The organism is Methanosarcina sp. DH1 (assembly GCF_020804205.1).
In the GTDB taxonomy this organism is placed as follows: Archaea; Halobacteriota; Methanosarcinia; order Methanosarcinales; family Methanosarcinaceae; genus Methanosarcina; species Methanosarcina vacuolata.
Map to the genome: position 1 here is coordinate 1 of NZ_WJBJ01000010.1, position 22368 is coordinate 22368.

The 22368-nt window shown below is 41.1% G+C and carries 18 protein-coding genes, 2 tRNA genes and 1 pseudogene; 3 read left to right on the top strand and 18 right to left on the bottom strand.

Features of this window, described 5'->3' with window-relative positions:
* Together FXW07_RS04980 and FXW07_RS04985 are read right to left on the bottom strand one after the other, a co-directional pair.
* Nucleotides 1-619: pseudogene (locus FXW07_RS04980) on the bottom strand (ISNCY family transposase); the annotation flags it as partial.
* A gap of 295 nt (nucleotides 620-914) precedes the next feature.
* A complete protein-coding gene (locus FXW07_RS04985; protein ID WP_048122531.1) occupies nucleotides 915-1322 on the bottom strand; it encodes a DUF1699 family protein in 408 nt (135 codons plus the stop codon).
* A 402-nt stretch (nucleotides 1323-1724) separates the two neighbouring features.
* On the opposite strand from FXW07_RS04985, the gene FXW07_RS04990 reads away from it, so the two are divergent.
* Complete coding sequence (locus FXW07_RS04990) at nucleotides 1725-2975, top strand: chromosome segregation ATPase (RefSeq protein WP_229394488.1); 1251 nt, start codon at nucleotides 1725-1727, stop codon at nucleotides 2973-2975.
* 31 nt (nucleotides 2976-3006) lie between these two features.
* Here FXW07_RS04990 and FXW07_RS04995 read toward each other — a convergent pair whose 3' ends face one another.
* From FXW07_RS04995 to FXW07_RS05060, 14 genes are all read right to left on the bottom strand, one after another.
* Nucleotides 3007-3462: a DUF1699 family protein gene (locus tag FXW07_RS04995; protein WP_229394489.1), complete on the bottom strand. Its 456-nt coding sequence runs from the start codon at nucleotides 3460-3462 to the stop codon at nucleotides 3007-3009.
* A 217-nt stretch (nucleotides 3463-3679) separates the two neighbouring features.
* On the bottom strand, nucleotides 3680-5983 hold the full coding sequence (hypF, locus tag FXW07_RS05000; protein WP_229394490.1) for a carbamoyltransferase HypF: 2304 nt from the start codon (nucleotides 5981-5983) through the stop codon (nucleotides 3680-3682).
* Nucleotides 5984-6409: 426 nt separating this feature from the next.
* Entirely contained in the window at nucleotides 6410-7033 is a 624-nt protein-coding gene (locus tag FXW07_RS05005) for a V-type ATP synthase subunit D (RefSeq protein ID WP_197078781.1), read from the bottom strand.
* A 5-nt stretch (nucleotides 7034-7038) separates the two neighbouring features.
* The gene (locus tag FXW07_RS05010) at nucleotides 7039-8421 is read right to left on the bottom strand and encodes an ATP synthase subunit B (protein WP_048122521.1); all 1383 of its coding nucleotides are present in this window, start codon (nucleotides 8419-8421) and stop codon (nucleotides 7039-7041) included.
* Between the two features lie 2 nt (nucleotides 8422-8423).
* Nucleotides 8424-10160, bottom strand: a complete 1737-nt coding sequence (locus FXW07_RS05015; RefSeq protein ID WP_229394491.1) for an ATP synthase subunit A — start codon at nucleotides 10158-10160, stop codon at nucleotides 8424-8426.
* Complete coding sequence (locus tag FXW07_RS05020) at nucleotides 10151-10453, bottom strand: V-type ATP synthase subunit F (protein ID WP_048122517.1); 303 nt, start codon at nucleotides 10451-10453, stop codon at nucleotides 10151-10153. Before FXW07_RS05020 ends, FXW07_RS05015 begins: the two co-directional genes overlap by 10 nt.
* Nucleotides 10453-11535, bottom strand: a complete 1083-nt coding sequence (locus tag FXW07_RS05025) for a V-type ATP synthase subunit C (RefSeq protein WP_229394492.1) — start codon at nucleotides 11533-11535, stop codon at nucleotides 10453-10455. Before FXW07_RS05025 ends, FXW07_RS05020 begins: the two co-directional genes overlap by 1 nt.
* A 6-nt stretch (nucleotides 11536-11541) precedes the next feature.
* On the bottom strand, nucleotides 11542-12093 hold the full coding sequence (locus tag FXW07_RS05030; protein WP_048122513.1) for a V-type ATP synthase subunit E: 552 nt from the start codon (nucleotides 12091-12093) through the stop codon (nucleotides 11542-11544).
* Nucleotides 12094-12287: 194 nt separating this feature from the next.
* Complete coding sequence (locus FXW07_RS05035) at nucleotides 12288-12533, bottom strand: ATP synthase (protein WP_048109111.1); 246 nt, start codon at nucleotides 12531-12533, stop codon at nucleotides 12288-12290.
* A gap of 4 nt (nucleotides 12534-12537) precedes the next feature.
* Nucleotides 12538-14472, bottom strand: coding sequence for a V-type ATP synthase subunit I (locus FXW07_RS05040; protein ID WP_229394493.1), 1935 nt, complete (start codon nucleotides 14470-14472; stop codon nucleotides 12538-12540).
* Nucleotides 14465-14794, bottom strand: a complete 330-nt coding sequence (gene ahaH, locus FXW07_RS05045) for an ATP synthase archaeal subunit H (RefSeq protein WP_048122509.1) — start codon at nucleotides 14792-14794, stop codon at nucleotides 14465-14467. Before ahaH ends, FXW07_RS05040 begins: the two co-directional genes overlap by 8 nt.
* A 755-nt stretch (nucleotides 14795-15549) precedes the next feature.
* Nucleotides 15550-16731: a radical SAM protein gene (locus tag FXW07_RS05050; protein WP_229394494.1), complete on the bottom strand. Its 1182-nt coding sequence runs from the start codon at nucleotides 16729-16731 to the stop codon at nucleotides 15550-15552.
* A 151-nt stretch (nucleotides 16732-16882) separates the two neighbouring features.
* Nucleotides 16883-17770 (bottom strand): geranylfarnesyl diphosphate synthase, encoded by an 888-nt coding sequence (locus tag FXW07_RS05055; RefSeq protein WP_229394495.1) that lies wholly within the window; start codon nucleotides 17768-17770, stop codon nucleotides 16883-16885.
* Complete coding sequence (locus FXW07_RS05060) at nucleotides 17746-17928, bottom strand: hypothetical protein (protein ID WP_157206112.1); 183 nt, start codon at nucleotides 17926-17928, stop codon at nucleotides 17746-17748. The genes FXW07_RS05055 and FXW07_RS05060 overlap by 25 nt, the downstream gene beginning before the upstream one ends.
* A gap of 1598 nt (nucleotides 17929-19526) precedes the next feature.
* On the opposite strand from FXW07_RS05060, the gene FXW07_RS05065 reads away from it, so the two are divergent.
* Nucleotides 19527-19598: transfer RNA gene (locus FXW07_RS05065), tRNA-Gly, on the top strand.
* A 96-nt stretch (nucleotides 19599-19694) separates the two neighbouring features.
* A tRNA-Leu gene (locus FXW07_RS05070) sits at nucleotides 19695-19779 on the top strand.
* Nucleotides 19780-20154: 375 nt separating this feature from the next.
* On the opposite strand, the gene FXW07_RS05075 is transcribed toward FXW07_RS05070, so the two are convergent.
* A complete protein-coding gene (locus FXW07_RS05075; RefSeq protein WP_229394496.1) occupies nucleotides 20155-21702 on the bottom strand; it encodes an MBL fold metallo-hydrolase in 1548 nt (515 codons plus the stop codon).
* Between the two features lie 100 nt (nucleotides 21703-21802).
* Complete coding sequence (locus tag FXW07_RS05080; RefSeq protein ID WP_229394497.1) at nucleotides 21803-22327, bottom strand: GIY-YIG nuclease family protein; 525 nt, start codon at nucleotides 22325-22327, stop codon at nucleotides 21803-21805.
* Between the last annotated feature and the right edge of the window lie 41 nt (nucleotides 22328-22368).

A 22368-nucleotide genomic window follows, 5' to 3' on the forward strand; every position in this document is an offset into this window, starting at 1 on the left:
GCTCTGATGCATCCAGATTTTTCTGTAAAAATCCCTTGATGGTTTCTGAACTCTTATCTTCAAAAAGTTCATCTGCTATCGTTCTTTGAGTTTTTGCATCCAGTAAAGTTAAACGGTATTTCTGACATCTTCCTTCTTTTGGATGTTGTTCGTCATAGTGCACCATATGTATATTTTCTGAAAATGGAACAGTTTTCTGCTCCATTTCTTCGTAGAATGCTCTTAAAATAGTGCTTTTTGAYCTTGGATAGATGAAGTCCATTATATCAGAAATTCCATCGTATGAAACGTTATGGTATCTGAGTAACTGGAAGAAATCATTGAATGAATTAAAAAGTAAAGTCTTCAGATCTTCCCAAAAACTATGATCTTCTTCGTGTGTAYTACCACAATTTGAGCATTTATATCGACCAATGTTGATTTCTCCAAGACCTTCTTTAGTATGRGGATTATAGCCATTATGAACCATTGGAGTACTACAAATTGAACAGACTGGAGGAATTTTTCTACGAAAAATTCCTCGTGTRGTATATTCATARTCGTTTCCAAAACAACCAAAAACGTCTAAGAGAGCAGGGAGCTCCGAAAAGTTATTAAGAGTAAGGTTTATAGTTACCATTGTTTTTGCCGTAACATCATTACATAATTATAGAATTATAATTTTGTGTAGTGATGTTACACTTACTTTTATCACTAGATTTTGGGACTGAGTCAAGTTATGGAATAATAAAATTAAATATGTTTGGGAAGTAAAAAAGTAAAAAAGATCATAATTATAAGAGACTCAAATTATAAAAAAAGCATATTTTGAAGAAATAATGAGCTTATAAAAAGAATACAAATCGTAAAACAATAGTAAACAAAATATAAAAAAGAAAAAAATGAGGAGAAGTTAAAGCTACTGCTTCAGCCTCTCAGGCTGTAACATCTTTTCTAAGGATGTAAGCAACCATCTCAGGATTAAGTTTGCTTTCTCTTGAGACCTTTTCCTCGATGGCTTCAGTAGATTTACCTTCAGTTTTCAGCTCTCTGATTTCCTCAATTATTGATGAAGGAATACGATAATACTCGTTTATATCCTTCCTGTGGCCCCAGACATCGCCTTCGATAAGCTGGATACGCTGCATTTCAAGGAACATTTCTATGGATTTTGAGACTGTACGCCTGTAAGATTTAGGAAGCTGTATAACTTCAATCTTCGGACAGTTCTCAACCAATGAAAAAATATCCTTGTTTGAAGGCCTAAAAGCCAGATGTACTATTCTCTCATTTGGATTCAGTGTAAAGATTTCTTCTCTTGAACTCACAACCCTTATTTTCAAAGTTTAACCTCCAGATGTATCTATTTTTTCACTTGATAGTAAAAAATTCTTCATTAAATATTTTTCTATAATAACTGAAATCATTTAAAAGATATTTTTATTTGTGTTTTATCAGGCGTTTTTGCAAAAACTCCATCTAAATAATAAAAATCAATATGTGTAACAGTGTTTTTAGAAAAACTTAAAGAAATATTTGAGAGATTTTGTGGCTGCGTCAAGAACAAAATCCATAAAAAATCCAGAATTTTGTTGGAGATAATTTCATTTTCGTCAGGTCAGGGCAATTTTAATATATTTTAAATGTTACAAAATTAAATTAATCCAGGTTCCCGGCAAAATCACACAACTTTTATAAAATGCCATGTTCAATATACTTCAGATATCATTTGAAGAGGCTCATGCATGGAAGATCCTGTTATCTCAAAAATAAAGAGTCAATTCGATAAGAAAGGAAATCCGGCAAAGATTCCGCTGATGAGCGGGAAAAAATTCTTTGAAGCCCGATCCGAAATGGATGGAGTCTATGTTGACAACCTGAAAAAAGAACCATTTCTCCCCTGGGAAATCTTTACCGAAGCTGTCAATTGTATAAAGGAAAATGGCGGGAAAGTAAAGAAAGGAAACGCAACAAACTCAAGGTTGGGGGATCAAAATCTTGGTCTTGAGACCCTGGAAGGTTACATTGCCAGTAAAGTTTACGGCTGCAGGATAGGCGATCCCGTACTTAAGAGAACTGTCCCTGTAGCTTCCATCCTTGCCTGGGCTGAAATTTGTGAAAACACCCGGGGACAGATAGGGCTCCTTTCCGAGGAAAAAGAGTATACTTCTGAGAGTGAAAATGAAATGTCTCCAGCTTTTATTGTAGAAGAGGACAACGAGAGCTCAGAAATAAATACTGTTTATACTCAGCCTGACAGCAAGCCGATAGAAACGAGAGACCTGGAAGCCGAACTTAAGGAAAAAATCCAGAAAATAAAAGAACTTGACGAACAGGCTATAGACAGGGAAGAAGAAATCGGCAGCCTGAGAACAGAAATTGAAGCACGTGAAAAACTTCTCCTTGAGAAGGATTCGGAACTGCAAGCCCTTCAGGAAAAGTTTACGGAAAAAAGTGAAGACGACACACGCCTTGAGTCCAGAATAACAGAAAAAGAAGACGAGATTGAAGGTCTTACTAAGGAACTCAGGGAAAAAGTAGAAAATGTAAAGATCCTTACAGAGGAACTTTCAGTAAAAGAAAGAGAGATTGAAAAACTCGAGGAAAGCATTTCCATAAAAGATAAAGATCTTAAGACCCTGGCTGAAGAGGTTATTACAAGGGTTGGAGAGATGAAAAAAATTGAAGAGAAACTTACCTTGAAAGAAAGAAAAATAAGCACTATGGAAACTATGCTTACAACAGCAGAAGAAAAAGTAAAAAACCTTGAGAAACAGCTCTCGGCCTTTGAAGGAGAAGAAAAACTGGCAATTCAGCTCAGAGAAAAAGAAGAGTTTATAAAACAGTTAAAAGGAACCCTTGCAAGTAAAGAAGAAGCTTTTTCGAGGGTTAGTGAGGAAAACCGGAAATATAAAATGCAGCAAAAACTAGCATCCGAGGGGTTAAGGCAGATAGACGAACAAAAAGCCTCAAAAAAGTGGTGGAAACGCCTGTAAACCCACTGAAGAAAAGCCAGAATTCTTCTATTTAAACTTTGTTCATTCGCGGCCTCTCAGGGCCTGATGTCAGAAAAGAGCTGTGAAGTAAGTGAAGAATCATATCAGGGCTAATTTTTCTTATATGTGTAATCTCACATATTATTTCTTCTTCAGACCTTCCCTGGACTTTAAGTTCATTTATTTTTTCAAGCACGTAAGCGGGTATTACAAAGTAATTGTTAAGATCATGCCAGTGCCCGCTGACATCCCCTTTTACCAGATGAATACCTGAAGAAGAAAGATACATCTTGATAAATTTAGAGAGTCCTTCGTAGGAAGACGCGGGAAGCTGAAGTAACTCGATCTCAGGACATGCCTTGACCAGACTGAAAAGGTCTCGGTCCGAAGGTCTAAAAGCAAGATGTACTGCCTTTTCCTCGGTCTCCAGGCTGGAAATCTCATCCCTGTTTGTTACAACTCTGATGCGTACACTACCTAGCCCCATTTATGCTCCCTTTTCTACTAAGTATGTATCATTTATTTAATTTTGTATTTTAGTCTTTCTAATCAAATTTCAGTAAAATTGTATTATCAATGCTCAATTTTTTCGAAAAAAAAGTAAATGAGTAAGAGAATGCCGAAATCTTACTAAATCTCATCGTTTAAGAGAAGTTATAATCATATTTTATAAGAAATAGCCTGCCCGACGGACAGAAAAGTTTTTAAAATTTATTCTCAGGATTTATGCTCAACCCTGCCGCAAGAGCTTGCCCGAATGAGATGCATCCGTCTCCACAGGGAACCTGGCGGTGAGCCAGGAATTCAAAACCTGCTTCTGTAACAGTCCTTGCAATGCACGAAGTGATATGATTGTTATAGGCAACTCCTCCACTAAAGCCTATTTTTTCAAGCCCTCTTTTTGCGGCAAGAGAGATGGCAAGTTCCGAAATTCCCTTCGCAAGGTTTTCCTCAACCGCAAAAGCAAGATCAGCAGGGGAATACTTTCCGGAAAGTTCATATACTCCCAGAAGAAGCTCGGTGGTGTCAAGCAGAGGAACTCCGGAGAATTGATCTTTCCTGAATATTATGGGAAGGTCTACGAAATGGGTACTCTTTGTTGCGGCAGATTCGAGTTTCATTGATGGCTCCCCGTCATAGGTTCTCATCTTGCAGATCCCGAGTAGGGCAGCTGCTGCATCCAGTACTCGTCCTGTGCTGCTACTTTGAGCAATATTTATCCCGGTTTCAAGCTGTTTCATCACAGTTGAAAACTCCATATCTCCTTTCGGAAAAGAAAGGGGAAGTTTTTCCAATTCTGCTCTCCCAAGCTTCTCAAAAAGAATCCCCAGAACCATTCTTGAAGGTATCCTCGAGGCAAGGTCCCCACCTGGCATTGGTTGAGGGAGTAAGTGCCCAATACGTTCATATCCAAAGTAAGAGGATTCAAAGAGTTCTCCTCCCCATACTGTACCGTCAGTGCCATATCCTACGCCGTCAAGCGCGATTCCGAGAATTCGGGAATCCAGGGGAAGAGAGTTATCAGCCATAAGCGCTAACATGTGAGCGTGATGATGCTGAACCTGAAGAGTGTCCTCCCCTCCCATATTTAGCGCGAAACGTGTTGTATTAAATGCAGGGTGAAGGTCACAGCCCCAGTAAATGGGCTTGATCCCGGTAAGTTGGATCAGATGCCTGACAACCTCGGAGTGGTACCTGAAGGTTTCTACATGACTGGTATTTCCTATATACTGAGAAACATAGGCAAGCTTTCCTTTTGCCACAGTAACCGTAGAATTCATTTCAGCCCCCACGCCTATAGAAGCCTGGACTTCGAAAGGCAATTCTACGGGCTCAGGCACAAAACCTCGGGAACGGCGAATAAAAGCCGCCCTTCCATTCACAACCCTGATAACCGTATCATCATTCCGGTTTGCAATAACCCTGTTGTGCAGCAGATAATAATCGACAATCCCTTTAAGTTTCTCAAGCGCCTCTTTATTCTCAACGACCATGGGCCTTCCTGGGAGGTTTGCCGAGGTCATAACGTATACTGCATCAGGCACGAGATCAAAAAGCAGATTCTGAGTGCCTGTATAGGGAAGCATAACCCCTATATTGTGCAGGCCAGAAGTAACCGATTCTGCCAGGTTGGATTCCTTTGACCTGGGGAGCACGGTAATAGGCCGGCGGTAAGAAGTTAAATATTCCCTGCCTGCACCTTCAAGTTCTGCAAAGGTTTCCGTAACTGCAGCATTTTTTGCCATGACCGCAAAAGGTTGTTCCGGGCGCCTTAACCGCCTTCTAAGTTCCTTTACAGGTTCCTCCTTTCGCGCATTGCAGGCTATATGAAAACCCCCGAATCCTTTTACGGCAAGAATTGAGCCCTGTTGAAGGAGATCCGAAGCATGTGCAATTGCTTCATAACCTTTTACCAGGACATTTCCTTCGGGGTCCGAAAGCCAGATTTCTGGCCCGCATTTTGGGCAGCAGACAGGCTGGGCATGATATCTCCGGTTGAGAGGGTCGATATATTCGGTTTCACATTCCGGGCAAAGAGGAAAATCTACCATCGTGGTATTTTCCCGGTCATAAGGAAGGGTTCGGACGGTTGTATATCTGGGCCCGCAGTTTGTGCAGACTGTAAAAGGATAATGGAAATACCTGGAAGAAGGATCAAACATCTCAGACCTGCACTGTTCGCAAATAGCCGTATCAGGAGGAATTATGGAATTTTCAAAAACCCCGGATTCGCTGGGCACGATAATAAATTTTGAATATCCGGAAAAAGGGACATTTTTTGTTTTTAATTCCTTAACTTTAGCCAGAGGAGGTTTTTTTTCCGGGAGTTCTTTAATGAAATTATCAAGGCTTTCCTTATTTCCCTCTATGAGGATTTCCACATAGTTTCCGAGATTTTTCACGTACCCAAAAAGCCTATGGGCTTTTGCAAGCTGATATATAAAAGGGCGAAAACCTACCCCCTGAACAGTACCGGTAATATGGAGAAGCCTTGCTTCGTTTTGCATATAAAATAGAAATTACTGTTTGTCGTTAAAATAGCTTTCTAAATAATAAAAGTGTCCGACAGCATAGGAAATAGATTCAAACCTCAACTACACAGATTGTAAACACAGAAAGGTCATGTTTCAATCCAGGTAAACAATAACATTTTTAAAACAGGCATGAAAATTATATATTAACCCAAAATAAATTTGGACAGATTCAAAAATCTATGACTGAATTCAGGATCAGAATCATCCTGAAATTCAGGTCATATAAGCGGAGAAATTGTTCTTATCATAATGATGAACCCTAAAACCATCATCAAAAGGGAAATTCTCCAGGCCACCTGCAACAGGCGGGCCTGGTTTTTGGGTTCACCCAACTTGAATACTGCTCTTTCAACCAAATTAGGTCGATCGTCACATGCAGCCATTTTAAATCAAGCTTGATTATTTCATTCTCGCCTTGACTCTCTTCAACCTGGAAGTACCTTCCCTTTCCATCTCTTCGAGGGTAAAACGAATGTACTTCATGGTTGCAATGAGGTCCGGAATAACTTTGAATTCGAGAGCGTTTACACGTCTCTTAGTCTTCTCGATTTCATCAAGAAGTCTTTTCATCGTTGTTTCCAGCTCTGCTGCCGTAATAATCTTTTCTACCAGGATCTCATAGGCATCTGCAGACTCATCAATATATGAATTTGTCCCAACGATACCATAACCTCTCTCAACAAGAGATTTGCGGACACCAGTAGAGCTGATTTGTGGCACCACAACACCCATGATGTTGTGACCTGAAAGCTGAATTTCGGGAGATTCCTTTGCTGTAAAGGCGGTTGACTTGACTGCAACCATTCCATTTACAGCAGAGGCAAGATTGATTTTTTCTGCAGCGTTTAGATAGGCAGCGTCTAGTTCGGTTCTGACGTTCCTTGCCTCGTTAAGAATCTTAAAGAACTCAAGAATAAGACCATCTCTCTTCATCTTAAGGAGCTTGTGCCCACTTTCAGAGAGCTTGATTTTTTTCTTGAGCTCAATCAGCTCCGACCGAGTTGGTTTTACGTCTTGAGCCATGGTAATCACTGACCCTTTCTGTGTGCAGGATGGTATTTCTGGATGTATTTGTTGTCAATCCTACCCAGCTGGTTTTCAGGCAGGTGTGCAAGGATTTTCCATCCAATGTCCAGGGTGTCTGCAATTGTCCTGTTTTCGTTTCTGCCCTGTGTAACGAAATTCTGTTCGAAAAGGTCAGCAAACTCAAGGAACTTGACATCTCTCTCAGATAGAGCTTCTTTACCGACGATAGCCACTAGACCTCTCAGGTCACGACCTTCTGCATAACCTGCATACATCTGGTCAGAAACTGCTTTGTGGTCTTCCCTTGTCTTGCCTGCTCCAATACCGGAGTTCATCAGCCTTGACAGAGATGGAAGCACATTAATTGGCGGGTAGATACCTTTCCTGTGCAGTTCCCTTGAAACCACAATCTGCCCTTCGGTAATATACCCGGACAGGTCAGGAATCGGGTGGGTAATATCGTCACCAGGCATCGAAAGAATCGGAATCTGGGTAACTGATCCCTTTGCGCCCTTTACAATACCTGCGCGCTCATAGAGGGTTGCAAGGTCAGTATACATGTAACCAGGATACCCACGACGACCAGGGATTTCGTTACGGGCGGCACCCATCTGACGAAGAGCTTCTGCATAGTTGGTAATGTCAGTCAAAATGACAAGTACGTGCATGCCGTGTTCGTATGCCAGATATTCAGCTGCAGTCAGAGCCATACGCGGAGTAACTATACGTTCGACAGCAGGGTCATCTGCCAGGTTCAGAAACACAACAGCCCTTTCAAGAGCTCCGGTCTTTTCGAAGTCGCTCATGAAGTACTGGGCTTCTTCATTGGTAATACCCATTGCTGCAAAAACTACTGCGAAAGCAGATTCAGATCCTGGCACAGCAGCCTGCCTTGCGATCTGCAGAGCAATTTCGTTGTGTGGGAGACCTGAAGCTGAGAAAATAGGCAGTTTCTGTCCACGGACAAGGGTGTTTGTTCCGTCTATTGTGGAGATGCCTGTCTGGATGAAATCCTTTGGAGGCAGCCTGGCATATGGGTTCATTGCAGCTCCGTTAATGTCCAGAAGCTGGTCAGGCACAATCCTGGGCCCACCGTCAAGTGGTTCTCCTGAACCTGAAAGGATCCTTCCGAGAAGGTCAATGGATGCAGGGAGCTTCAGGGTTTCCCCTGTGAAAACTACACCGCACTCCTTGTCCAGACCAGTAGTACCTTCAAAAATCTGGATAACTACTATGTCTGAAGACGAGTCCAGCACCTCACCTCTGCGGCTGGTTCCATCAGGCAGATTGACAGTAACTATTTCTTTATAGCCTACAGGCTCTGTTTTTTCAACAAAGATAAGTGGCCCCGCAATCTGAGTGATTGTCTTGTATTCTTTTACCATGCTTACCTACCTCTCAGGGATGCAAACTCTTTATCCATCTGTGCCAGGACAACGTTCAGAGACTCAGTAAACTTCTCCTCATACTTGACCTTAGCAAGCACATTTTTGGATTCAAGCTTGAGAATTTCAGGTACTGAAACACCTGATTTCAAGGCATCCATCGCAGCGTCTCCCCATTTCATGATAGCCTTCAGGATCTCGTACTGTTCAGAGAACGGGCTGTAGGCATCTATTGGGTGGAATGCATTCTGCTGCAGGAAAATTTCCCTGATCATACGGGTGATTTCAAGCAGAAGCTGCTGATCTTCTGGGAGAGCGTCGGAACCTACAAGCTGCACGATTTCCTGCAGTTCGGATTCTGTCTGGAGCATTTCCATTGCTCTTTCTCTCAAAGCCACAAAATCAGGAGCCACGTTTTCTCCAAACCAGTCATTAAGACTGTCCTTGTACAGACTGTAACTGTTCAGCCAGTTGATAGCCGGGAAGTGACGCCTCTGAGATAGCTTGGCATCGAGAGCCCAGAACACTTTTACGATACGCAGGGTGTTCTGCGTAACAGGCTCTGAGAAGTCACCACCAGGTGGAGATACTGCTCCAATAACAGTAATGGAACCGTTCTCACCGCAGAGACTCTCCGCAACCCCGGAACGCTCGTAGAATTCAGCAAGCCTTGCAGACAGGTATGCAGGATAACCTTCTTCACCAGGCATTTCTTCCAGACGGGAGGAGATTTCTCTCATAGCTTCTGCCCACCTGGAAGTGGAGTCTGCCATAAGGGATACGTCTAATCCCATGTCACGGTAGTATTCTGCAATGGTGATCCCGGTGTACACAGATGCTTCTCTTGCGGCCACAGGCATGTTTGACGTGTTAGCAATAAGAACAGTACGTTCCATCAGTGGGCGCCCGGTCTGCGGGTCTTCGAGTTCAGGGAATTCACTCAGAACATCTGCCATTTCGTTTCCGCGTTCACCACAACCGATGTAGACCACAATTTCGGTGTCACTCCACTTTGCAAGCGACTGCTGAGTAACGGTCTTTCCCGACCCGAAAGGTCCTGGGATTGCAGCCGTTCCGCCTTTTGCAACAGGGAAGAGCCCATCAAGGATTCTCATTCCTGTAACCAGAGGCCTTGTTGGAGTGCGTTTCTCTCTAACAGGTCTGGGCCTTCTGACAGGCCACTTTTGCATCATCTGCAATTCGGTCCCATCATTCAGGGTACAGATTGTGTCCATTACCGTAAAGTTTCCGCTCTTTATATCGGCAATTGTGCCTGAGATATCAGGTGGCACCATGATTTTATGTTCGATATTCACGGTTTCCTGTACAACACCGATTACTTCTCCACCTTTTACGACATCGCCTTTCTTGACAATGGGTTTGAAATCCCAGAGTTTCTGGTGGTCAAGCCCATCTGCAGTGACACCTCTGCCAATGAAACCGCCCGTCCTTTCGAGCAGGACATGCAGTGGTCTCTGAACCCCATCATAAATACTGGAAAGAAGACCCGGACCAAGTTCCACGGACAGAGACGATCCTGTAGTATAACAGGGTTCCCCTGGCTTGATGCCTGCGGTCTCTTCGTATACCTGGATGATGGTCTTGGGCCCTAATATCTGGATGACTTCACCCATTAGACCTTCATTACCGACTTTGACCAGGTCATACATTTTTGCCTGCAAGCCGGTAACGGTGACGACAGGCCCAGACACACGATAAATTACACCTTTTACTTCCACAGATCAACACCTACCGCTTGTTTTATCTTATCTCTTAAACTCGAGCCTGATCCGCTGCCTCCCAGGGCTACCACTGTAGGCTGGACTGACTCATTCAAGTTTTTCCTTAGAATTTCCGGCAGATCACTAATGTCATCATTATGCATTATAAGAATCCCGACACTTTTATCTTCAAGCACCGATTTTACAATGGATTCGGTAGCTGTGGTGTCCGCGGCTTCATAAACCTTCCTGACACCTGCCAGTCTGAATCCTGTAACAAACTCGCTCTTTCCGATCACTGCTAATTCCATTAGATAACCACCAACTGGTCTTTGATTAACTCATCACTGAGGCCAGTCTCCTTACCCCTGAAGATAATCCGGAGATTAACTACCTCATTATGTTTATGAATGATATAATCCAGAATAGGTGCAACTGAGATCGGGGATACATGCGAAAGAATGGTTGAAGATTCAAGATAATATCTTGTGAGCCTGCTTTCAAGAGTAGTCAAAGAATTCATATCTGAACCCGTAACACTTGAAATTATATCCCAGTATTGAGTCCTTTGAAGCTCATTGACAAACTCGTCATATGGGAGAGTCGCCAGTTTCTCAAGTTTTAGCTCGAGACCGCCTTCAATCATGAGAGGCATGATTTCATCAAGCTGCACAACTCCTGCTTTTTTCAGCCTGAAGAGGTTAATTAGATTCTTAACGTCTACTTCCAATCTGACAATTTTAACAAAGAGCTTGCGGTCCTTGGATCTTGGTTTTCCGATTGCTTCAAACAAGCCTGTATAGTATACCTTGTCGAGTTCGTTTTCGATGTATGCCAGGTTAGTTCCGTCAAACTTTTGCAGCAAGGGGTAATACTCGGAATATTTCAGGGATTCAATTATTTCTTGATATGTGGCCTTGGCTGCAAGCTCTGACATTGAAGTGTAAGTAAACTCACCGGCAGCAATCAAAGACTCGACAATTTCTTCAACAGGCGCGTTGTAAATTTTACCACGGAGAAGTGTTTTTATGTTCCAGATGTCATATTTTTTGAGATATGCGACAACCAGGTAATTCAATTCTCCTGAGGTGATTCGTACCAATTTATCATAGGTGAGCGCAAGATTTCTGTTCAATGCGTGTTCTGCCAGATCGCCACCACTATATTTCATTGCCAGTTCATCAATGTCGTTTTTGTATTCAGACTCTTGGATAAAGCGGGTAATTTCATCAATCCCCATATTGAGAAGCCGGGGATACGATTCTTTTGGGAGCAGCTTGCTCTTCATAGCGCGGACACGGGTTACGGCGTAGGGATAATTTGAAGTGCCATTTTTCTTCTTATCGGATTTTCGTGAGGGTTTTTGTCCCCAGAGTCTCTCCAAAAGCCGCATCGAACATCACCCGTATAATATATCAGATATCTGCTTCAGTGAACGCTCATACACGTTTTTCAGGATTGAATCATATGTGAAATCTAACCTGACCGTCCCGTCCTCGTTTTCCAGAATAACTCCGCCGATAGAACCAATATTGCCAGCATAAGATAAAGAAGTCAACTTCTTGACGATATCTTCTGAATCTTTAGAAGAGTAAACTCTAGCACCGCTAGCTTCGTACTTGCTGAGAATAGTTTTCAACAGCTCTTCTTTTTTGGATGCCGGCATTGACTTGATTTTTTCAACTGTCTGGACATAAACTTTATCTAGAAGATCCTTACGCTTATTAAGCGTAATTCTTTTCACTTCCAGATTTGCACTTGATATGACCTGCTGGTGCAGATTTTGGAGGTCCTCTTCTGCCTTGGCAAGACTGTCTCCGAGTGTCTTTTTCTGTACTTCTTTAGCTTCATTTAGAATCTCGGAGGCCTTTGCATCGCCTTCGGCTTTTATACGGGAAACCTCAGCTCTTGCACCCTCTTGGATGTCTTTTACAACAATCTCTAGTCCCATGCTTACACCTCCAAATAAATTTAGAGCAAAAAAGTGCTCTAAAGCCTAGAGCAAAAACTCTAAGCTGCTTAGAGTGCAACGATACCTTAAGAAAACTTAGAGCATTATAACAGCTTCAGGCCTACCTGGCAAGGAAAAAGGCCCAGGTAAGCTAAAGCAATGCTCTAAGAAATTTAAGAGCAGAGCTCTTAAATTTAAGCAGAATTGATAAGCAGTGCGACGACGAGACCGAAGATAACAATGGTTTCTGGAATGACAGTAAGGATCAGGCCCTTACCGAATAATCCTTCGTTTTCTGCCATTGCGCCGATTGCTGCTGTACCGATATCTTTTTCAGCGATTGCAGATGCATACCCAGTAATTGCGATTGCGATTGCTGCACCGAGTGCTTTCATTCCTGCTGCGTCCAGAAAAAGACCTGCTGTTGCTCCATCTACCATGTTTTTATTCCTCCGTGTATTTTCTTATATATCCGAATGGGTTGAATTTTCTGCCCCCGCCTTGATAGAATTTTCCAAAGAATTCTACATACTGCAACCTGAGTGCATGCAGTCCGGGAGCAATAATACTCAGAACAGTGTTAAGACCATGTCCGAGTATAAATACGATAATTGCAGCTATTGCCGCGAAACCAATCTGAGAATGATCAGACCAGATCATTTCAAAGGCGATATCATTTACTGTACCTGCGATATAAATCGAAGAAAGACCGACTGCAATAATACGGGCATACGAAAGAGCGTTACCCATAAGAGACGGCAATTCGACCACACCAGCGATACCCTCACCCATAGCGAGCATCGCAATTCCAAGAACAAGAACAATAGCACCGACATACATCAATGCTGAACCGCCAAAATAACCAACAGCTGCAAGAAGTACACCAAGCTCAATAATCATCCAACTGCCTTTTTCAAGAATAGCGTGTTTCATCCCGTGGTGCCTTGCAATGTTTGAAAATCCGAACAAGAACCCGAGATTTAAGTGAATCAGTCCGACGAAGACGCTTAGTGCAATCATACTCATTACCATGTGAGCCCTGTGAATTGGGAAAGTAAATGCCTCTCCTCCGATTGAATTGAACAGGGTCGCTGTATGCCAGAACGGAAGTAAACCTTGTTCTTCATGCGTACTCGCCAGAGGGAATCCAAGGAACTCACCATAAATAAGTCCAAAGAATATAGACCAAATCTGACAATAGATAAGAATATTCATGAGATCACTAACTGCATCTGACTTCATTGCTTTTTTAATAGCCAGTGCAATCGTGCCCAGTATCAGTGCGTATCCGATGTCTCCGAGAATCATTCCATAGATCAGCGGGAAAGTAATGAATATCGCTGAAGATGGATCAATTTCGAAATATCTAGGTCTAGAATACAGATCCATAACCTGCTGCAACGGTGCCACAACTTTTGAATTATTGTACTCGACAGGGGCATCATCTTCTTCCTCATGATGGACTTCGAGGCTGGTGATGTACGCCTTGCCTTTAGTGGCACTGTTAACTACACTGACAACCTTGTCATAACTCTCGGTGGGAGTCCATCCATCGATTATGAATGCGTTTTCAGATGTAGCTATTCTAAGAGGCAGCTCTGCTTTCTGACTCTCGATACTCAGGACTTCGTCGCTTGCAAGGATAAAATCGGCGTACCTTGTTTTCAAGGACTCGATCTCGCCCTTTAAGGATTCGATCCTTCTAGTGACGTCGGCTTCTCTCTGTTCAATGGATCTCAAAAGTTCGCTTGGGACACCACCTCTTTCCGGAACTCTAAGCTCTTTGAATCCAAGACCCTGAAGTAATTCGTAAACTTTATCGGCATCATTTTTAGCTACAAACAGTACCGCTGTTTTTGATTGGGAATCAAAGTACAGTTCGTAAGCCTGGGTGATACTTGAAATCTGACTTGTTTCTACATTATTTTTTAAAGTGCCTGCGAAAACCTTGAGGTTTTCATAACCACGATAATATTCAAAGTCAAGATCAATGGGCAGATAAGGCATGATTTCCCTTTTCTGGGAATCCATATCCTTTAATTCATTTTCAAGCTGGGAAATTGATTCCGTTTTAGCTGAAATTGTCTTGTCCAGTTCATTTAACTTCGAGTCAAGTTCACGCAGAACAGCATCAGATTTCTGAACTACCGGTTTTTTGCTTTCAATCCCCAAATAATTGGCGATAGAGCGGATCTTCACAAGCTTTTTAGAGACTTCTTCTGCGTTTTTAAATGGCTTGCTGATCTTAAAACCAGACTCGTCTTCGACAAAGTCTTCGACGTGAAAAAGATTTGTATCATGTAATGCATCGATGGTTTCTTTTAGAATGCTTTTGTGCCCGACAATAACGGCCCTTGTCATCTCTTTAGGTCTACTCATTAAGGACCGCCCTCTCAAACTCCTGTACTAGGTAATTGACGGATTTGTCGATGTTAGCTTGAGCTTTTTGGGACATGGCTAATGCGTTTTTCTCACCATCGTTTATGATCTTATCTTTTTCCTCCAGGATCTTTTTTTCACCCTCTTTAAAAGAGTCTTGTGCAGCTTTATGTGCATCGATTTCGGACTGTTTCAGGATTTCCCTGGCTTCAGCCCGAGCTTCGGAGATACGCCTGTTTTTAGCTTCAATGGCCTCGTCAACCATTGTTTTAGCGCTTTCCTCTGCTTTTTTGATTTCAGATAAGATTTCATTTTTAGCCATGTGAATCTCCGTCTCTCAAAATTTAATATATAAATTAATAATTAAAAATCCCTACTCCAATGGAGGTAGTTAACAAATCCTTCGCGAAAGAACTATATAACAGCTTCGGTTTTATCAAAGAAGAGTCGAAGAACTATAACGAAAAATCATTACATATCCAAGTTATAAGATATTTTTAAGAAAATTAATAATATAAATAGCAAAATATAAGGTTAAAATGAAAAAGATTAAATATAACAGTAAAAAATAATTGAATACTGACAGTGAAATATAATTAAGTATCGAAAAATTATCAAATAAAGTGCTGAAAAAAAAGTGTGAAGCGTAACCTGAATAAGTCAAGTAAAATATGGAGAATATATTCAAAACTCTATTAAAGTCAGTTAAAAAATTATAAATGAATCAATTTATTCAAGGAATTTTGGCCTCTTTTTTCTAAAATAAAAGCTTTTAATGGGTTTTTTGAGTAATAATGATAAGTTGCTTTATTCCACCAAAACTGTGAAAATTTTTATCTAGTCAAGTCCATTTTCGAGAAAATCAAACCATCAAAAGTTAACTTTTGAAAAATGGACTTTTGTCCAGGCTCAGAAGACAGACAGATCCAGTATGCAAACATCAGTATTCAAAATTTGACATAGAAAATTAACCAGTTTTCAAAGGAAAACTGATTATTTCAGGAAAAAAGCTATAAAAATACTTATTACTGAAGTTAACAATTGAAAAAATAAAGTTAAAAAATAACATAAAAAATGTTATTTAACTCGGTAAGGGATCTTTGCGCCCTGGGGTATTGTATGGATATATTCTTTCCTGAAATCAGGGTTGCGCATCATGCAATATGCGGCATCATCTTTTTTGTAGGCTTTGTGCTTACCCATACGCTTCCAGATAGTTTCCAGGGGCTCTTCACAGATATTTCCAAAGGAGAGAGGAGTGTAGGCACACGGCATTACTTCCCCGTCCGAAGCAATGTGCACCCACCGTCTTCCTGCAAAGCACCCAAAAAGACTCGGGCCCAGGAAATACGGAAACGCGGTTACCCTGGGGCCTTCAGGTTTAGAGTTCATTTTTTTCTGGAATTTCTCAAGCCTTGAGACATCGTTTTCCCCTATTACCTCATCTTCGTGCTCAAGCCAGCGTCCGACTGCAATAATTTCATAGATTGAAAGTTCATGCATTCCAAGGTTAAATGCAAGGTTGTAAAATTCTTCAAGGTCATCGATATTGTGAGGAGAAACAACCACAAACATATCAGTCAGTATCCCGGCGTTGATTGAATTTTTTATTCCGGTGATTGAATCTTTGTATGCACCTTCTCGGCCCCGAATACGGTCGTGTTCGGCTTCATATGGGCTGTCCAGACTAATTCTTGATGCATATAACCCTGCGGCTTTCAGATCCTTTGCCCTTTCTTCGGAAAGCTTGAAACCTGAGGTGAGACAGGTAGTAATTGCCCTGGATTTATCTACTCTGGCTACCATCTCTACAAGATCATCTCGAAGCATGGTCTCCCCGCCGTCGAAAGAAATAAGATAAGACCCAAGCTCCAGGCTCTGGTCTACAGCTCCGGAAATTTCATCCAGGGTAAGCTCTTTTTCTGGCTTGATACCGGCTGCCCCACAGTGGATACAGCGGTTAGGACAACGAGCCGTAATTCCTATTGAGAACTGGTCAGGAACCCTTTTTTTCCGGATAGCTGCAATCTCAGCACCTATCACCCGGCTGAAAACAGGCCCCGGAATAGGTGGGATCCATGTAGAAAAAATAATCTCATTTTCATCCACTGAAATGGGTTTTTCTTCTGCAAAAATGTTGTTTATGCGTTTGAGGAAAGGCTTTGCAAGCTGGGAAAGAGGACCTTCTGTATCAAGCACAATTTTTTCGTTTTCTGTACTGGCATTTACCTTAAGCACCGGACTATCATATACTCGCATGGATACACCTGGTAAAGTTGTTGGCAAAAATTGGAAGACTTATTAGAAGTTAGAGAACTTATTAGATTAGATAATTAAATAATATTATTTTCCATTTTAGATACTGGAAATTTGGCAGTGTCACAGTTCATTTTTCAGGAAAAGCTGAGCATTAAACAATCTCAAGCATATCAACAGTTATATAATCGGTAATCTGAAAGAGTTTGTCCCTTGCCGGACATTCATTAAATGTCAACAGTGTCTCTTTTGCGGCATTAACACGCAGTTTTACAGCTTCTATAGATTTTTCTATTGCTTCTTCTTTTGACATATTCTTCATGTAAACATGCGGCAGAGTTTCAGATGTGAATTTCGATTCCTTGCCTTCGACCACTTCAAGAAACTCAAGAATATCGTCAACAATCTGGTATGCAGTTCCCAGGCAATTTCCAAAGACATTAAAACGCCTGGCCAGAGTTTCGTCAGCCCCTCCAGTGTATGCCCCTATGGAAGCACTGATGGCAAATAAAGAAGCCGTTTTCTTGTAAATGCATTCGAAATAGTTGTTTTCTCCAAAATTGTCCTTATCGAGCTTCAGATCAAGGACTTCTCCTTCAGCCATATCCATCCCGGCTTTCCCGAAGTCTCGGACCACTTGTTCCCCATATGGAGAAATAAACTCAAAGCATTTTGCAATCAGATAATCGCCACAAAGAAGAGCCCTGGAAGGGCCAAATTTTTCAGGGGCTGAAGGCAGGTTTCTTCTAACAAGCCCCTGATCCAGCAGGTCATCATGGATGAGGGAAGCCGAGTGCATCATTTCGATAGCAAGAGCTGCATTGAGGCTCTGCTGGTATGAACCTGAACAGATCTCACTGGAGAGAAGGAGGATTATTGGTCTAATTCGTTTTCCTCCGGTATTACAGACATGTTCTACCATTTTTTTTAAGCTGGACTCGTTCATTTGATCAATGAAGTTATTTATTCCTGATTCAACATATCTGTATTCTTCCCACTCTTCAATATTCATCAATATTACTCCGTGTACTTGAACGGGCATCTGGTAACGATCTTATTCGCCTCAAGCTTAAGTTCAGAAACACAGTCTCGTAAATACTTATTGTTTCCTTCGGCAAGGTTAGAAGGGGAGCTGCCTGTATATTCTAGATGAACCTTCAAGTTCTCATTATTTTCGTCCCTTAGTTCAAAAACTGTCATTTTGGGGGCCATCTTAAGATTTCCATATTGAATAATTTTCTGGAATTTCCCATTATTTTCTGGAATTTCCCATTATTTTCCTGAAATTTTATAATTATTTTCTGGAATTTTATAATTAGTTTTGGAATTTTACCTTTTGCCCGATATGAGCTGAGAGATTAGATAGAACCTAACTATTACAAAACGACTATCTGCAGACTCAATATCGTGCAGCCTTATAAAGAACACTCCAAAGCGCACACGCCAGAACAGACCAGCAGTAAGAAAAAGTGCGAGCAGTATTCTCTTTTGTGTTCGTTTAAACTCCGTATAACACGATCATTACATTAACTTTTTGTTAAGCTCTGGATATTTTGTCAGTTATACAAAAGAATATGCAAGTTATAGGAAATTGCTTGACCGAAAATCCGGGATAAAGAACTTAGGAACGAAGAACTCAAAAGTGGGGAACTCAAAATTAAAGGATTTAAACGTGAGTATCTCATGATTAAAGGGCTCATAAGTATAGGAATTGGTATTAAAGAACTCATATGTAAGTAACTCATGAATAAAGAACTTAGGGGCGAATAACTCAGGAGTAAAGAATTCTGGAATAAAAAACCCCAGGGAAACAAACCCCAGAATAGAACAATTTTTATGTCAAGTCTGGAACCAGATCGTTAGAAAGTGAAAGTCTCTTTTGAAATTTATATTAAGGTTAGTAGACGAGATACATATTCTACATCATAGAGATATACCGATAGAAAACAAAAACAAGAGACTCAGAGGATGAGAGAGCAAGAGTAAGAGAACAAGAGTAAGAGAGCAAGAGTAAGAGAACAAGAGTAAGAGAACAAGAAAATAAGAAATTAAGATGACAATAGGCCAGGAAGATTAGATATTTGCTTATTACAGCACAAATAAATAGCATTTGTTACCCCCTCATCAGGGATAAATTATTGTTACATTTCAAGTGTTATATCGCTTTGGATGTTAAATAATAATATTTTGAGAGATTAGTATAGAAAAAAAGATATTTTTATTAAAAAATTAATAAAAATATAGAGAAATCAATGAAAAAATCTGGTTTTAACAGTGTAATAAAATAGACTTATGGAGAGTATATTTTCTACAATATACTCTTAAATATATGTGTTCAAAAAATATTTTCGTTTCAAAATCGAAGGTTGACAATAAGATAAAACTATCTATATAATATTAAGAGATATTGCGGAACGCCAGCATACGTGGGAAATTTTCACATCGAGCGGATCCCAAAAATCAAAATCACTTCCTAGAACCCCGAATTCCAAACAATCAATAGATCTTTGAATCATGAAAATAGTTATGAAAACTTTATGGATTTGGGGATAAAATTGGTGTTGAAATGAGCTTACTCATTAATGATAGATTGTACATAATATCCAGTTTTAACCCCCCCTGGACAGTCTCAAACGAATATCTGTACTTAACTCATCCAGTTACTATATCACAAAAAATACACGCGTAGAAAAATGTTTTTTAGAGTTTCTCAACGCAGACACTCCTAATCTCTCAAGACGGGACTCTGGTAGCGAAAAGAATATATATGACAAATACCTCTAGATGTGTTGCAGTTTGCGTTGATGGTCTAGCGGCTATGACTTGGGCCTTCCAAGCCCAAAACCCGGGTTCGAATCCCGGTCGGCGCATTAAATAATTCTCGAATTAGAAAATCTGAACTGCTCTTTTTCCTATTTTGTATAAATTAAAACATATTAAATGAAATACTAAAATCAGACATCAGTGCGAGGGTTGCCCAGCTAGGTCAAAGGCGATGGGCTTAGGACCCATTTTCGTAGGAATTCGTGCGTTCGAATCGCACCCCTCGCATCTATTTTACCCAATACTTTTCGAAACTCTTCAGGCCGGATTTTTGTAGTGCCTTTTAGACACAGCAATATCACTCTTTAAAGATATTTTCCGCCGCGGGAAATACATTGATATTGGGCGTAGAAGAGATCGAATTTACCCTTTATAGATTAGAACGACTGAGTTTCTAAAGTTAGAAAAATCCGAATGGACCCTGAAAAAAAAACAACGGAAATGTGGATCTGTGGTATGTGGATCTGTGATCTGTGGTCTGCAGCCTATGAATCTTGTTTCTTTTGATTTTGAGATCTGATTTTGAGATCTGATTTTGAGATTTGATTTTGAGATTTGATTTTGAGATTTGATTTTGAGATTTTTTGCTTTTTGTTTAAATTTTCACAAATTTTCTTTAGAAATACATTTCTGCCCTGCCATATATCTCTCAGAACCTGTGTATTCGACAAGTTTTCCATTGTTCATTACGGATACTGAACCGTGGCCGCAGCAGATAAGGCATTTTTTGTTTTTCCCGGCGAGCTGTTCATCAATCTCGGAAATGAGGGAAAGAAGGGCATGTCGTTCTTCCCGTGCAAGCTTGCTGTCAACATTCACCGATGTCATAAGATAATCAGCCAGAACATTATATGCAGTTCTATCAGGGCTCAGGCTTTTGAAATTAATCACCGCATCTTCAGGAAAGAGCAGCCCTTCTTCGGGGCAGAGGTAGAAGACTTCTCCATGCATATGCCCGCCCATCCCTTCAAGGGCTTCGAATTCCATGTCGCCGATCCGGAACCGAGCGATAACAGGAAATGCGCCTCGCTTTTCGGTTGTTTTGTCTGAGAGGGAGACTTCGGGAAAGAGAACCGTATTTGAAGGGGGAGTAAATCTGGAAAAAAGGTTAATTATCTTTGTATAAACCTCTTCCAGAATCCAATCCTGATTACTTGACCCATAGGCTCTGCTGGTTTCCCGTGTGATCAGAAAAGTTTCGTGATTGAGGTAGGAAGGTACGGGAAAACAACCGGCTGCCCCACAATGGTCAGCATCGGCATGAGTAATGTAAATCCTTTTAAGCCGGCTCAGATCTCCAAGCTCGTAGTGCTGGAGCATATTCACGAGATCCGGGTAATAAATTCCATACCCTGTGTCAATCATAACCCTTTCGGAAGGGGTATCAAAAAGATAGATGTTTCCCCCACAGGGAGGTTGAAAACAGAAAAGTTCGATATCGTCCTTTATTCTGACCCTCTGTACATCGGCATAAAAATTGTCTCCTGAAGTCCGGTTAAGGTACTCCCCAACTTTCAGGATGTTCTCAAAAATCTCAATTGGATCTTTCTGAAGGTTTGAGAGTTCCTGAGTAATATGATTAATGTCCTGCAAGAACCTCATCAAAAAAGCATCTTCAGCACTCCCGATAAACGACCTGAGCTTCTGTGCCAGCCTGAGATAAAATACCGTGTCATCAAGTTTTTCCCCGGTGGTATCATATTCTAAAATATCTAGCCTGTATCTGGACTTAAGCTGATTCAGGAAGGCATCTATCATATTAGGGTCCTCAATGTGAAGGCCTACGACAAGCCTTTCAGGATGCTGTCCTCGGTCATCAAAATCAAGAAAAGTAATGTTTGATTTCGATGAAGTGATATCGTTCAGGAGGTCAAATAAAGCGCCAGGGCAGTTCGGGAGATATACATGGAACTTCACAAAAGCTACAGGCTGAAGGGAAGTCTGGAGATATCCTATTTTTTCCAGTTCTTCACGAATTTTTTCATAAGCCTGAGGAAGAGCAGTCACTTCAAAGAAAACAGTATGTGTATCTATCCTGCGGTCGTACTGAATCCTGTTAATATTTCCCTCGTACCGCGTGATAATTTCGGCTGCCCTGTGCAGTGCTCCTGGTATATCAGGCATGCAGGCAATAAAAGAGAATTGTTCCATTGGACATCCCCTGATTAAAACAACTCTATTTTTTTGATAATATAATAAATTCTGCTTTACCTTAAACTTTCCTACAGTACAGAAAAAAGATGATCCAGGGTTAAAGTTTCAGTACAAAAGCAGAAATTCCAGAGGCTTCAAAAACTTCAGTAATCTCTGATAGAGGATTTTTGCTTCGGTAAAAAAGATGAGAACTACACTTACAGTCTGTACACCCAAAGCCAGACACCGAATCGCCTCCGATCCTGCTGGCAATTTCACATTCAAGCCGCTTAGAAGTAAAAGCATAAACTGCAGAAACTAACCTGAAAGCAGAATTCAGATGAAGATAATCCACATGCCATCTGGGATTTCGGTCACGATTTCTGGAAAGTTTGATGTGCCTCTGTAATCTTTTAAGGCCACCTGGCCCCAGAGCAGACCCTACATAGATATGAAACCCCGGACTGAAAGAGAACTTGCCCTTTTTACCTACCTCAATCTTGCAGTTCCGGTTTTCGAATATCAAACAGTAGACCCCTTTTCCGGAAAAGAGATCTTTTTCAGGAGAATCTTTTTCAAAACAGTCATTTTTTTCAGAGTAAACGTTTCTTCCTGGAGAACCATTTTTTTCGGAAAAATCCATTTCAAGACCTCAATTTAACTTCAAGACCTCAATTTAACTTC

Bases quoted from the DNA above. Each gene is read 5' to 3' on its own strand.
- FXW07_RS04990 (WP_229394488.1), top strand. From the start codon at position 1,725: ATGGAAGATCCTGTTATCTCAAAAATAAAGAGTCAATTCGATAAGAAA.
- FXW07_RS04995 (WP_229394489.1), bottom strand. From the start codon at position 3,462: ATGGGGCTAGGTAGTGTACGCATCAGAGTTGTAACAAACAGGGATGAG.
- hypF (WP_229394490.1), bottom strand. From the start codon at position 5,983: ATGCAAAACGAAGCAAGGCTTCTCCATATTACCGGTACTGTTCAGGGG.
- FXW07_RS05005 (WP_197078781.1), bottom strand. From the start codon at position 7,033: ATGGCTCAAGACGTAAAACCAACTCGGTCGGAGCTGATTGAGCTCAAG.
- FXW07_RS05010 (WP_048122521.1), bottom strand. From the start codon at position 8,421: ATGGTAAAAGAATACAAGACAATCACTCAGATTGCGGGGCCACTTATC.
- FXW07_RS05020 (WP_048122517.1), bottom strand. From the start codon at position 10,453: ATGGAATTAGCAGTGATCGGAAAGAGCGAGTTTGTTACAGGATTCAGA.
- FXW07_RS05025 (WP_229394492.1), bottom strand. From the start codon at position 11,535: ATGCGGCTTTTGGAGAGACTCTGGGGACAAAAACCCTCACGAAAATCC.
- FXW07_RS05030 (WP_048122513.1), bottom strand. From the start codon at position 12,093: ATGGGACTAGAGATTGTTGTAAAAGACATCCAAGAGGGTGCAAGAGCT.
- FXW07_RS05035 (WP_048109111.1), bottom strand. From the start codon at position 12,533: ATGGTAGATGGAGCAACAGCAGGTCTTTTTCTGGACGCAGCAGGAATG.
- FXW07_RS05040 (WP_229394493.1), bottom strand. From the start codon at position 14,472: ATGAGTAGACCTAAAGAGATGACAAGGGCCGTTATTGTCGGGCACAAA.
- ahaH (WP_048122509.1), bottom strand. From the start codon at position 14,794: ATGGCTAAAAATGAAATCTTATCTGAAATCAAAAAAGCAGAGGAAAGC.
- FXW07_RS05050 (WP_229394494.1), bottom strand. From the start codon at position 16,731: ATGCGAGTATATGATAGTCCGGTGCTTAAGGTAAATGCCAGTACAGAA.
- FXW07_RS05055 (WP_229394495.1), bottom strand. From the start codon at position 17,770: ATGCCCGTTCAAGTACACGGAGTAATATTGATGAATATTGAAGAGTGG.
- FXW07_RS05060 (WP_157206112.1), bottom strand. From the start codon at position 17,928: ATGACAGTTTTTGAACTAAGGGACGAAAATAATGAGAACTTGAAGGTT.
- FXW07_RS05075 (WP_229394496.1), bottom strand. From the start codon at position 21,702: ATGGAACAATTCTCTTTTATTGCCTGCATGCCTGATATACCAGGAGCA.
- FXW07_RS05080 (WP_229394497.1), bottom strand. From the start codon at position 22,327: ATGGATTTTTCCGAAAAAAATGGTTCTCCAGGAAGAAACGTTTACTCT.